Consider the following 11,725-nt stretch of genomic DNA (forward strand, 5'->3'; position numbering starts at 1 on the left):
TAGTGGGGGTTTGGTGGTGGCAAGGGCATCAAGCAGATCAACAAGAATTAGTCTCTATGGCATCACAAGACATAGGGCAGAATGAAAATATAAATACGATAAACTCCCCTTTAGCTGCAACCTTAGATAACCCATCGGTATCTGAGGGTGAAAACTTACAAGTACCTGCATCTCCATTGGTAGATAATCAGGCGAATAATGTCGCTACATCACCAACAACTGAGACGACATCACCCGTAGAAGTGAGAACGGTTCCATTACCTGTATCACCTCTTACAACATCAACAACTTCTCGTGCAAATTCAACACAAGAATCCACATCGTCAGAAACACTAGCCGTTGCAAATCAATTGGTCTTAATGTTTGATGGTGAATGTTGGTTAGAAATTCGTAATGCTCAAAATAAAGTCTTATTTAATGGTATTAAGAAAGCGGGCGATCGTTTGGAGTTTGATGGTGAGCAACCTTATAAATTAAAAATAGGCGCACCTTCTGTTACTCGCTTGCAGTTTAATGGTGAATCAATTGATTTAAGCCGTTTTACTGGAAAAATAGCAAAAATAACAGTACCGAGCGCTTAATCTGACTACACATTTGAGCAAGCATGGAAGCATGGGAGAATTAATCAATGCATAAAGAATCACCTATCATTCGTCGTAAATCGACTCGCATTTATGTGGGTAATGTCCCCGTTGGCGATGGAGCACCTATCGCAGTACAGTCGATGACGAATACACGAACGACAGACGTAGAAGCGACTGTTCGCCAGATAAAATCTCTGGAACGTGTTGGGGTGGATATTGTTCGTGTTTCGGTACCCACAATGGATGCCGCTGAAGCATTTAAGTTAATAAAACAACAAGTCAATGTGCCTTTAGTCGCTGATATCCATTTTGACTATCGTATTGCATTAAAAGTCGCTGAATATGGCGTTGATTGTTTACGTATCAATCCAGGTAATATTGGTAGTGAAGAACGTATTCGTCAGGTTGTTGATTGTGCTCGTCATTATAATATTCCCATTCGTATTGGTGTAAATGGCGGTTCACTTGAGAAAGATATTCAAGAAAAATATGGCGAACCGACACCTGAAGCGCTAGTTGAATCAGCGATGCGTCATGTTGATATTCTCGATAGACTGAATTTTGAACAATTCAAAATTAGTGTAAAGGCTTCTGATGTATTCCTTGCAGTCGATTCCTACCGTTTATTAGCGAAGAAAATTGATCAGCCGTTACATCTCGGGATCACCGAAGCGGGTGGGGCAAGAGCAGGATCTGTTAAGTCGGCCATCGGTCTTGGGATCTTATTATCAGAAGGTATCGGTGACACATTAAGAATTTCGTTAGCGGCTGATCCTATCGAAGAAGTTAAAGTCGGTTTTGATATTCTAAAATCTTTACGTATTCGCTCTCGTGGTATTAACTTTATTGCTTGCCCAACGTGTTCACGTCAAGAATTTGATGTTATCGGAACGGTTAATGAATTAGAGCAACGTCTAGAAGATATTATCACTCCAATGGATGTTTCTATTATTGGTTGTGTTGTTAATGGCCCCGGTGAAGCTGAAGTGTCTACACTCGGTGTTACGGGTGCTAAAACACGCAGTGGCTTCTATGAAGATGGCGTAAGACAAAAAGAGCGTCTTGATAACGGTAATATGATTGATTTATTAGAAGCCAAAATTCGTGCTAAAGCATCAATGCTTGATGACAGTATGCGCATAAATATAAATCAACTGGATAAATAACACTCAAAAAACAGGCTCATTGAACAATGAGCCTGTTTTAGTCTTGATTTCACATTGAATACTGATTGATTTCGCTTCTATAATCAGCCTAACAATCAATTAATAACTATTAGAGAAGAAAAGTGGCACAAAAAATCCAAGCCATTCGTGGTATGAACGACTATCTACCTGCTGACACGCGTGTATGGCAGAAAATTGAAAATACGCTAAAACAGATTTTAGCGGGTTATGGTTTTAGTGAAATCAGAACACCTATCGTAGAGCATACCCCTCTATTTCAGCGAGCAATTGGTGAAGTCACCGATGTTGTTGAAAAAGAAATGTATACTTTTACCGATCGCGGTGAAGATGCACAAAGCTTGACATTACGCCCAGAAAATACGGCTGGCTGTGTGCGTGCAGGTATCGAGCATGGTTTACTTTATAACCAAGAACAGCGTCTATGGTATTTAGGGCCAATGTTCCGCTACGAACGTCCTCAAAAAGGGCGTTATCGCCAATTCCACCAATTAGGTGCTGAAGTCTTTGGCCTACAAGGCCCAGATATTGATGCTGAATTAATTATGCTAACAGCACGCTGGTGGAAAGCGTTAGGTATTTCAGAGCATGTCACCTTAGAACTTAATTCAATTGGTTCGTTAGAAGCACGAGCTCACTACCGTGAAGCGTTAGTTTCCTTCTTAGAACAACATGTTGATAAGTTAGATGAAGACTGTAAACGTCGTATGTATTCTAACCCATTGCGCGTTTTAGACTCAAAAAATCCAGAAATTCAGACTTTATTGAATGATGCGCCTGAACTTTTCGATTATCTTGATGACGAATCAAAAGCACACTTTGATGGTCTTTGTGCATTATTAGATGCAGTAGGAATTACATACCGAGTTAACCAGCGTTTAGTCCGCGGTTTAGATTACTATAACCGTACCGTTTTCGAATGGGTAACTAGCGCATTAGGTTCACAAGGAACTGTATGTGCTGGTGGTCGATATGATGGTCTTGTAAAACAACTCGGTGGGCACCCAACGCCAGCAGTAGGTTTTGCAATGGGGATGGAACGCATGATTTTATTAGTTCAAGCGGTTAACCCTGAATTTGTTGCAGATACCAATGTGGCTGATGTTTACCTTGCGTCCTTTGGTGAAAAAAGCCAAAGCGCAGCATTAATACTGGCTGAAGAAATTCGTGACCAATTGCCTACATTACGCTTAATGACGAATCATGGTAATGGTAACTTTAAAAAGCAATTAGGACGTGCTGATAAACAAGGTGCTAAGATTGCACTCATTTTAGGCGAAGATGAAATTAATGCTGGTACTGTTGCAGTGAAAGATTTGCGTTCAGGGGAGCAAACAATCGTTGCTCGTAATGAGCTCGCTCAGCAATTGACTCTGTTATTAGGTTAAGGAGAGACTTGTGGAAGTTTATAACACCGAAAACGAACAAGTTGATGCAATTAAACAGTTTGTAAAAAATTACGGTTTAACCATTGTTTTAGCCGCGGTTATTGGTTTTGGTGGCGTATTTGGTTGGAAATATTGGCAATCACAGCAAACTAATCGCTTACAAGAAAGCGCAGATGCTTTTGGAACTGTGAGTGAAGCACTTGCTAAACCTACGCCTGAAAATATCGCATTAGCGGAAAAGTTTGTTACTGATACCAATGATATTTATGGCGCTTTAGCGTCATTAGAACTTGCGCAAATTGCTATCGATACTAATGATCTCGTCAATGGTGAGCGCCACTTAGTTGCTGCTGTATCAAAAGTAAAAAATGATGCTTTTGCAGATATGCTGAATCTTCGCTTAGCTCGCGTACAATTAGCATTAGATAAAACTGATGCTGCATTGGTTTCATTAGAGCAGGTGAAAGGCAAAGCATGGAATGGAATGAAAAATTATATCCGTGGTGATGTATTAGCGAAAAAAGGCGATAATACAGGCGCAACAGCGGCTTATCGTAGCGCATTAACAGATGAAAATGCGGGTGCTATTCGCTCACTGGTTGAACTTAAACTCAATAATTTATCCAATTAAAGGGATCTTCAGACATGCAACTGCGTAAAACTCTCCTGGTTGGTCTACTAGCATCTGCTTTATTGGCAGGGTGTTCTAGTGAACAGGATAATGTGACAATGTCTCCATTACCTGAGGTGCAGAGCCAATTTACACCTAGAGCTGTTTGGGACAAATCAGTTGGAAATGGTATTGGTAAATACTATTCTCACTTGTCACCAACATGGGATGGTTCAGTTGTGTATGTCGCTGATCGCCATGGTTTAGTTAAAGCATTAGATCTGGACACAGGTAAAGAGATTTGGTCACAAGATCTCTCTATTAAAACTGGTTTTCTTTCTTCTAATGAATCTGCATTACTTTCAGGTGGATTGACCGTTTCAGGTTCTCGCGTTTTTGTTGGAACTGAAAAAGCAAAAGTGTATGCACTGAATACAGACGATGGTTCCATTGATTGGGAAACTGATGTGGCGGGTGAAGCCATTTCAAAACCGGTTGTCAGTGATGGATTAGTACTTATCCATACTAGCAATGGCTTATTGCAAGGGCTGGATTTATTAACTGGCGAAATCACATGGACCGTTAACTTAGACACACCATCATTATCACTTCGTGGTGAGTCTGCACCAGCAGTCGCGTATGGTGCTGCTATTATTGGTGCAGATAACGGTCGTGTCAGTGCCGTTGTTCTTTCTCAAGGACAATTAATTTGGCAGCAAAACATTTCTCAGATCAAAGGCTCCACCGAAATCAGCCGATTAAACGATGTGGATATCACCCCTGTTATTGATGAAAATACTGTTTATGCAATGGCATATAACGGTAATTTAGTCAGCCTTGATATGCGTTCTGGACAAATTCTTTGGAAACGCGATTTAGGTTCAGTCAATGATATGGTGTTGTCAGGTGATAATCTTTACCTTGTTGACCAAAATGACCGAGTTTTATCTGTTCGTAAATCTGATGGTGTGACATTATGGACACAAGAAGATTTACTGCATCGTAATTTAACTGCGCCGGCTATTTTTGATGGCTATTTAGTGGTTGGTGATGCAGAAGGTTATCTCCATTGGATTGATACCAGCACTGGTAAATTCATTGCACAAAACGAAGTGAATAGCTCTGGTTTATTAAGTCGCCCACAAGCGGCAAAAGATAAGCTGATGATCCAAGCTCGTGACGGTAAACTTTATCTTTATAGTCGGTAATTTATTGCTGGCGAATCTATTTATTTTACGGCTCCTATAAAGGAGCCGTTTCGTCTTTTTAGTAATTACATGTAAAATACAATCAGAATTATGATTGTATTTTTATGAGGCATCAAAAAATGATACCCGTTATTGCCTTAGTAGGGCGCCCTAACGTGGGTAAATCCACGTTATTTAATCGACTAACACGCACAAGAGACGCATTAGTTGCTGATTTTCCTGGCCTCACTCGTGACCGTAAATACGGTCGTGCAGAGTTAGAAGGCGAAGAATTTATTATTATTGATACAGGTGGTATTGATGGTGCTGAAGAGGGTGTTGAAACCCATATGGCATCACAATCACTACAGGCTATTCAAGAAGCAGATATTGTTCTTTTTTTAGTTGATGCACGAGCTGGGTTGATGCCAGCAGATCAAGGTATTGCAAAACACCTTCGTGGCGTCGAGAAAAAAACATATTTAGTGGCGAATAAAACTGACGGTATAGATGTTGATACCGCACTTGCTGATTTCTACTCTTTAGGGTTAGGTGAGATCTTCCCTATTGCCGCTTCTCATGGGCGAGGTGTTGCTCAACTGATTGAGCAAGCATTATTGCCAGTCACGGGTAAAGTGGTTGAAGAAGAGAAAGAATTAACAGAAGAAGAAGAAAACGCAGCTTATTGGGCGGCATTAGAAGCTGAACAAGAAGCACAGGCACTAGAAGAGGAAGAAGATGACTTCGATCCTTCTACATTACCTGTAAAATTAGCGATCGTGGGTCGTCCTAATGTCGGTAAATCAACACTGACAAACCGTATGCTGGGTGAAGATCGTGTGGTTGTTTACGATATGCCAGGGACAACACGCGACAGTATTTATATCCCAATGGAACGTGATGGTAAAGAATACATTATCATCGATACCGCAGGTGTTCGTAAGCGCGGTAAAGTAAAAGAAACCGTCGAGAAATTCTCTGTTATCAAAACATTGCAAGCAATTGAAGATTCTAACGTTGCTTTGTTAGTTATTGATGCCCGTGAAGGTATTTCAGACCAAGATCTTTCATTATTAGGTTATATTCTGAATGCGGGGCGTTCGTTAGTTATTGCTGTTAATAAATGGGATGGCATGACTCAAGACGATCGTGAACAAGTGAAAGCCATGCTTGATCTTAAGCTGGGTTTTGTTGATTTTGCGCGTGTTCACTTTATTTCTGCATTACATGGCAGTGGTGTAGGTAACCTTTTTGAATCTATTCAAGAGTCTTATGTCTGTGCGACACGCCGTGTAGGTACATCAATGTTAACGCGCATCATGAAGATGGCAGAAGATGACCACCAGCCACCTATTGTTCGCGGACGTCGTGTGAAAATGAAATATGCACATGCCGGCGGTTATAACCCACCGGTAGTGGTTATTCATGGTAATCAGGTTACTGATTTACCCGATAGCTATAAACGCTATTTAATGAACTATTTCCGCCGTACTCTGGAAGTCATGGGTACGCCAATTCGCATTCAATTTAAAGAGGGTGAAAACCCTTATGCGGATAAGAAAAATAAATTAACCGTTTCTCAAATGCGTAAGCGTAAGCGTTTAATGTCACATTTGAAAAAATCGAAATAAGTTAATTAGGTTTCAAAAATAAAAAACTGAGTTCAACTTATAATGAACTCAGTTTTTTTATATCTGAAATTCATTGATTAGCTAGCATTTTCTCTATCATAAATTGAGCAATAATGGCTTGTTCGCCACTTGTCATCGGTTCGGTATCATTGATAACGCATTGAATAAAATGCTCTACAGCACCAATAAATCCCCGTTGCAATAAAATGGGATCCCAATTTTCAGGGTGTTTTTCAGTTATTGTATTATTAATTTCGCTGCGCCATAAATTCATATTTGTAATTTGATGAATGGCATCTTCACTAATAGCAATAAGTTGCTCTTGTTGACTCCCTGCTTTTCGATGCATAGATGTCGTTATCCAACAATCTTTGATTTTTAAATGATGTTCAGCATAAAACAGTGAATTTTCTTCTGTTTGAATAATGCTACCACTTAATAACGTCGCGTTTGATCCAGCAAACCAAAGTGCTGTATCAACAACATGTAAATAATCATCTAATACAGTAAAGCGTGTATCGTTAGGGCCTATATTATTACATCGATGCTTATCTATCCGTAAAGAAGAGAGGTGAGTCATGCTTTGTTTCAACTGATGATAAAAAGGTGCGAAGCGACGATTAAAACCAACCATTAACTTTTTATTTTTTTTAGTCGCAAGCGTAATCAGTTCCTCTGATTGATGAATATGTTCTGTTAAGGGTTTATCAACATAAACATGTACACCCGTATTTAATAAAAATTTTATGACGTCAAAATGGCTTGAAGTCGCACTATGTACAAATATGGCATCGCATTGTTTAGCCAGAACATCTAAGTTGTTAAAGAAAGGAATACGATAAGCCTCGCAAATTTTTTTTCCTTTTTCTTCATTAGGTGAAAATGCGCCGATAAATTCCCAATAAGTGGCCTTAGTTAAAATAGGAAGATAAACTTTTTGTGCAATGGCGCCTAAACCCACCATACCGATACGTAATTTTTTCATTGATTACCTTTTTTATTTTTTGGAATGCATATCAATCTAAAGGCCATAAAGGTTGTGTTATTACCAGTGAAGCGTAATTAAACTAGATTCGTTTTTATGCGTTAAACTCAATAATCATAGTACATAGAGTGACAAATTTTAAAGCCACTGAGGTCAGTGGCTTTTTGTATTTCATAAAAAATTAATTTAATTCTTCAAATAATAGTTTAAAATGCAATTAATTCTTATTCGCTTTAAAGAGTTATTACGTTGAAAAAAAAGATTATTATTACCTCGGTTTTTATACTTTCTGCTTGTACAACACCCGAAAAGTGGGAAGCTAAGACGGTGGAACCCTCACCGTTAGATATCGCTAAAACGATGTGTATGCAACAGGCAACGGAACGATATCCTGCCCACTATGTCACTTCAAATCAGCCATCATTTGCACCAATGCGTGTCAATGGCAAAGATATCCCTAATTCTGGCGCCTCTTTTCCTTCTGATGCGAATGAATGGGAACGCAAAGACTATTTCAATACTTGTATGAGAGCTGAAGGATGGGAAAATAAAAATAAAGTCACAGGATTACTGGCATTTTTGTTTAATTGATATTAGAAAATATTTGTTATTAAACTACCTGTACTATTTCAGTAAAGCCACCTTTCTAATGTGGCTTTATTATCAATAAATTAAGTACGTTATACCCACTCTTTTTGAATTAAAAAGTCCGTGTAGAGTTTTGCTTCAGGTGAATCTGGTTCTGGTGAGTAATCATACTCAAAGCGAACTAAAGGTGGCATTGACATTAAAATTGACTCTGTTCTTCCACCACTTTGTAGACCAAATAATGTGCCTCTGTCCCACACTAAATTAAATTCAACATAGCGACCACGGCGATAGAGCTGGAATTGGCGCTCACGCTCTCCCCACGGTATTGATTTACGTTTTTCAACAATAGGCATGTATGCATCAAGGTAACCAAGGCCAACGTGTTGAACAAATTCAAAACAGTGTTCAAAATCTAGTGTATTTAAGTCATCAAAGAAAAGACCACCTACACCACGCGGTTCATTGCGGTGTTTAATATAAAAATAATCATCACACCATTTTTTATAACGCGGGTAATAATCTTCACTAAAAGGCGCACAAACCGATTGAGCAACCTTATGCCAATGAATAACATCGTCTTCAAAGCCGTAATAAGGCGTTAAGTCAAACCCACCACCAAACCACCAAATAGGATCTTCTCCCTCTTTTTCTGCAATAAAAAAGCGCACATTAGCATGAGAGGTTGGAATATAAGGGTTAAGTGGATGAATAACTAATGAAACACCCATTGCTTGAAAACGGCGGCCGCTTAATTCAGGGCGATGTGCAGTAGCAGATTTAGGTAATGACTCACCATAGACATGTGAAAAATTAACGCCAGCTTGTTCAAACAGCGCGCCATGGGTTAATACACGAGTACGTCCCCCACCGCCTTCTTTTCTTTCCCAGTTATCTTGCTGAAAAGTGGCTTTTTGGTCTATGTTTTCAAGAGCGTGACAAATTGAATCTTGTAGCGATAAGAAAAATTCTTTAACACGATGAATATCAGGTAAATTCATAATAACCTACAATTTTTATCATATTTATTAAAAATAGAACGCCATATTGTCTATGTTCTCATTTTCAAGTTGATTCATAAACCAAACAAGCGATAATAAATTCAGATTTATATGACCAATAATAGGCAAAACCATGGAAATACGTGTATTTCGCCAAGATGATTTTGAGGCAATTATTACCCTTTGGGAGCGTTGTGATTTAATCTCGCCAGAGAACGATCCTGAAATTGATATTGAAAGAAAAATAAACCATTCACCTGATTTATTTTTAATTGCAGAAGTTGCTGGTGAACTTGTGGGGAGTGTGATGGGAGGCTACGATGGCCACCGAGGATCTTTATATTATTTAGGGGTTCATCCTGAGTTTCGAGGGAGAGGGATTGCCAATGCATTGATCTCTCGACTAGAGAAAAAGCTAATAGCTAAAGGGTGTCCACAAGTGACATTAGTTATTCCAGAAGAAAATGATGCAACAATTTTTATGTTTGAAAAACTGTTGTATGAAGATCAAAACCAAGAAAGCACAACTTATACTAAGCGATTAATTGTTGATCAGGATTTTGATCTCTAATCCTCTATTAAAACCCCTGATATTTTGGGGGTTGTACTTTGACTTTCATCTCTTTTTTTATTCTTCTTTCTACGCTTATACCGCTTATTTTATACGTAAAATCTGATATTACTTTTTCTATGGAACAAAAGGTGATGTAGAAGGTCGTAACTAGGCTTTCTTTTCAGGTGGTTATCTGACGTTAATTCAGTCTATATTTTGTTATGCTGATTTGTCGCGGTATGTTTTAGCCTGATAATTGAGGTGATACAACGAGTAAGATAAGGTGTGCTGATAACATCAATATTTATTTTAATGTGCAATGAAAAAGTTTAACGGAGAAACAAATGATGCCTAAGTTTTGGTTACCCTTGTGTTTAAGCACAAGTGTTCTGCTATTAAGTGGCTGTTCATCCATGGGAGGAATGTCTTTTTCCGCATTAAATCCGATGAATTGGTTTTCAAATGATACGCTCACTGTTTCTGCTGATGGATTAGGCAATATTACGGGTTCAACAAAAATAACAGAAAATGACATTAAAAATGAGCTGGGGAGCCGTTTCCATTATCGTGAAGGCATGGAAATGCAAGGCAGTGATATTATCGTTGTTGTTCAAGGTTTAGAAGATAACAAAATTCAGGTTGCTTTCTACGGTAAAGAAAAAGGCACTGTTGAAAAAATAGAGGTTTTTGACACAAAAGCTACAACAGAGTGGGGCACCACAATCGGCACACCGTTTAAAGATATCTATAAAAAAGCGTTTGGTGCATGCAGTAGAGGCCCTAAAGATGAAAGTCAAAGAACGGTATTATGCCAATCAGAACAAGCTAAATCAGTGAGCTATGTTTTTAGTGGACAATGGGATGGCCCTGATGGATTAATGCCACCAGATGAAGTTTTATCTCATTGGACATTAACGCAAATTATTTGGCAGAATAAATCGTCTTCTCGCTATTCCCTATAAAATAAGGAAGATTTTATAATCAGACTGTCTGATATTTGTTGAAAGGCAAATCTTCGAGAAAAAATATTCGATATAATTGATATTATTCCGAGCGTTTTGATTATTGATTAGGGAAGCAATATGTCTCATGCACAAAGTGGCATTTTAGTCGCACATAGTAAATTTGGTCTTTTTATTGAAGCAATGGTCGTGGGTGAATTAGAATTTCTGCGTCAAGGATGTCAGAAATTTATGCAATCATTATCTGATTTACAAAAGCAATTTCCTGATGCATCACTCGGCGCTGTTGTTGCATTTGGTTCTGATCTTTGGAAAAAACTATCAGATGAAAATAGTGCACCAGAGCTAAAACCTTTTCGTCCGTTAGGCAAAGGATTAGCACCTGCAACACAACGTGATTTACTTATTCATATTCAATCTATGCGCCATGATGTGAATTTCTCATTAGCACAAGCGGCGATGGCTGCTTTTGGTGATGCCATTAAAGTGGAAGAAGAAATCCATGGTTTTCGTTGGATAGAAGAACGTGATTTAAGTGGTTTTATCGATGGTACAGAAAACCCACAAGATGATGAGCGTTATGGTGTTGCACTGATTAATGACGGTGTTGATGCTGGTGGTAGTTATGTTTTAGTTCAGCGTTATGAACATAACCTGAAAAAATGGGCACGTTTTAGTGAATCAGACCAAGAAAAAATGATCGGTCGCACTAAAAAAGACAGTGTTGAACTTGATGAATCTGAACGTAATACGACTTCTCACGTTTCTCGTGTTGTGATTGAAGAAGAGGGTGAAGAGTTAGCTATTTTACGTCACAGCCTGCCTTACGGTACAGTGAGTGGTAAACATGGTTTATATTTCTTAGCTTACTGTGGTCGTTTATATAATATCGAACAGCAATTACTGAGTATGTTTGGTGAGTTAGATGGCAAGCATGATGATTTATTGCGTATGAGTAAACCTGTTACAGGTAGTTATTATTTCGCACCTTCTTATGAAGTATTAAAAGCGCTGTAATTATCTAGTACTAAATTAAGTTTTTATTGATGAAA

12 protein-coding genes are annotated in these 11,725 nt (G+C 38.6%); 10 read left to right on the forward strand and 2 right to left on the reverse strand.

Going from position 1 to position 11,725, the window contains the following annotated elements:
* The 6 genes from INT04_RS18575 to der form a co-directional block, all read left to right on the forward strand.
* Positions 1 to 581: RodZ domain-containing protein (locus INT04_RS18575; RefSeq protein ID WP_193017535.1), on the forward strand; the 581-nt coding region annotated here is incomplete at its 5' end.
* Between the two features lie 47 nt (positions 582 to 628).
* Positions 629 to 1,750, forward strand: a complete 1,122-nt coding sequence (gene ispG, locus INT04_RS18580) for a flavodoxin-dependent (E)-4-hydroxy-3-methylbut-2-enyl-diphosphate synthase (protein WP_193017536.1) — start codon at positions 629 to 631, stop codon at positions 1,748 to 1,750.
* Between the two features lie 122 nt (positions 1,751 to 1,872).
* Positions 1,873 to 3,156: a histidine--tRNA ligase gene (gene hisS, locus INT04_RS18585; protein WP_193017537.1), complete on the forward strand. Its 1,284-nt coding sequence runs from the start codon at positions 1,873 to 1,875 to the stop codon at positions 3,154 to 3,156.
* 10 nt (positions 3,157 to 3,166) lie between these two features.
* A complete protein-coding gene (locus INT04_RS18590; protein WP_193017538.1) occupies positions 3,167 to 3,787 on the forward strand; it encodes a YfgM family protein in 621 nt (206 codons plus the stop codon).
* A gap of 14 nt (positions 3,788 to 3,801) precedes the next feature.
* Positions 3,802 to 4,974, forward strand: a complete 1,173-nt coding sequence (gene bamB, locus INT04_RS18595) for an outer membrane protein assembly factor BamB (RefSeq protein ID WP_193017539.1) — start codon at positions 3,802 to 3,804, stop codon at positions 4,972 to 4,974.
* 119 nt (positions 4,975 to 5,093) lie between these two features.
* A complete protein-coding gene (gene der / locus INT04_RS18600; protein WP_193017540.1) occupies positions 5,094 to 6,584 on the forward strand; it encodes a ribosome biogenesis GTPase Der in 1,491 nt (496 codons plus the stop codon).
* 70 nt (positions 6,585 to 6,654) lie between these two features.
* Here the strand turns inward: der and INT04_RS18605 are convergent, their stop codons facing one another.
* Positions 6,655 to 7,569 carry a Gfo/Idh/MocA family protein gene (locus tag INT04_RS18605; protein ID WP_193017541.1) on the reverse strand — a complete coding sequence of 305 codons (915 nt, stop codon included), beginning with the start codon at positions 7,567 to 7,569 and terminating at the stop codon, positions 6,655 to 6,657.
* A 249-nt stretch (positions 7,570 to 7,818) separates the two neighbouring features.
* Here INT04_RS18605 and INT04_RS18610 point away from each other — a divergent pair, with 249 nt between their 5' ends.
* Positions 7,819 to 8,160 (forward strand): hypothetical protein, encoded by a 342-nt coding sequence (locus INT04_RS18610; protein ID WP_226894182.1) that lies wholly within the window; start codon positions 7,819 to 7,821, stop codon positions 8,158 to 8,160.
* An 89-nt stretch (positions 8,161 to 8,249) separates the two neighbouring features.
* Here INT04_RS18610 and hemF read toward each other — a convergent pair whose 3' ends face one another.
* Complete coding sequence (hemF, locus tag INT04_RS18615) at positions 8,250 to 9,158, reverse strand: oxygen-dependent coproporphyrinogen oxidase (protein WP_193017542.1); 909 nt, start codon at positions 9,156 to 9,158, stop codon at positions 8,250 to 8,252.
* Between the two features lie 133 nt (positions 9,159 to 9,291).
* Here hemF and INT04_RS18620 point away from each other — a divergent pair, with 133 nt between their 5' ends.
* From INT04_RS18620 to INT04_RS18630, 3 genes are all read left to right on the forward strand, one after another.
* Positions 9,292 to 9,729, forward strand: coding sequence for a GNAT family acetyltransferase (locus tag INT04_RS18620; RefSeq protein ID WP_193017543.1), 438 nt, complete (start codon positions 9,292 to 9,294; stop codon positions 9,727 to 9,729).
* A 326-nt stretch (positions 9,730 to 10,055) separates the two neighbouring features.
* Positions 10,056 to 10,673 (forward strand): RpoE-regulated lipoprotein, encoded by a 618-nt coding sequence (locus INT04_RS18625; RefSeq protein ID WP_226894183.1) that lies wholly within the window; start codon positions 10,056 to 10,058, stop codon positions 10,671 to 10,673.
* 120 nt (positions 10,674 to 10,793) lie between these two features.
* On the forward strand, positions 10,794 to 11,690 hold the full coding sequence (locus INT04_RS18630; RefSeq protein WP_193017544.1) for a Dyp-type peroxidase: 897 nt from the start codon (positions 10,794 to 10,796) through the stop codon (positions 11,688 to 11,690).
* Positions 11,691 to 11,725: the final 35 nt, after the last annotated feature.

This window comes from Proteus sp. FME41, assembly GCF_014897315.1.
GTDB lineage: Bacteria > Pseudomonadota > Gammaproteobacteria > Enterobacterales > Enterobacteriaceae > Proteus.

Bases quoted from the DNA above. Each gene is read 5' to 3' on its own strand.
- ispG (WP_193017536.1), top strand. From the start codon at position 629: ATGCATAAAGAATCACCTATCATTCGTCGTAAATCGACTCGCATTTAT.
- bamB (WP_193017539.1), top strand. From the start codon at position 3,802: ATGCAACTGCGTAAAACTCTCCTGGTTGGTCTACTAGCATCTGCTTTA.
- der (WP_193017540.1), top strand. From the start codon at position 5,094: ATGATACCCGTTATTGCCTTAGTAGGGCGCCCTAACGTGGGTAAATCC.
- INT04_RS18605 (WP_193017541.1), bottom strand. From the start codon at position 7,569: ATGAAAAAATTACGTATCGGTATGGTGGGTTTAGGCGCCATTGCACAA.
- hemF (WP_193017542.1), bottom strand. From the start codon at position 9,158: ATGAATTTACCTGATATTCATCGTGTTAAAGAATTTTTCTTATCGCTA.
- INT04_RS18620 (WP_193017543.1), top strand. From the start codon at position 9,292: ATGGAAATACGTGTATTTCGCCAAGATGATTTTGAGGCAATTATTACC.
- INT04_RS18625 (WP_226894183.1), top strand. From the start codon at position 10,056: ATGATGCCTAAGTTTTGGTTACCCTTGTGTTTAAGCACAAGTGTTCTG.
- INT04_RS18630 (WP_193017544.1), top strand. From the start codon at position 10,794: ATGTCTCATGCACAAAGTGGCATTTTAGTCGCACATAGTAAATTTGGT.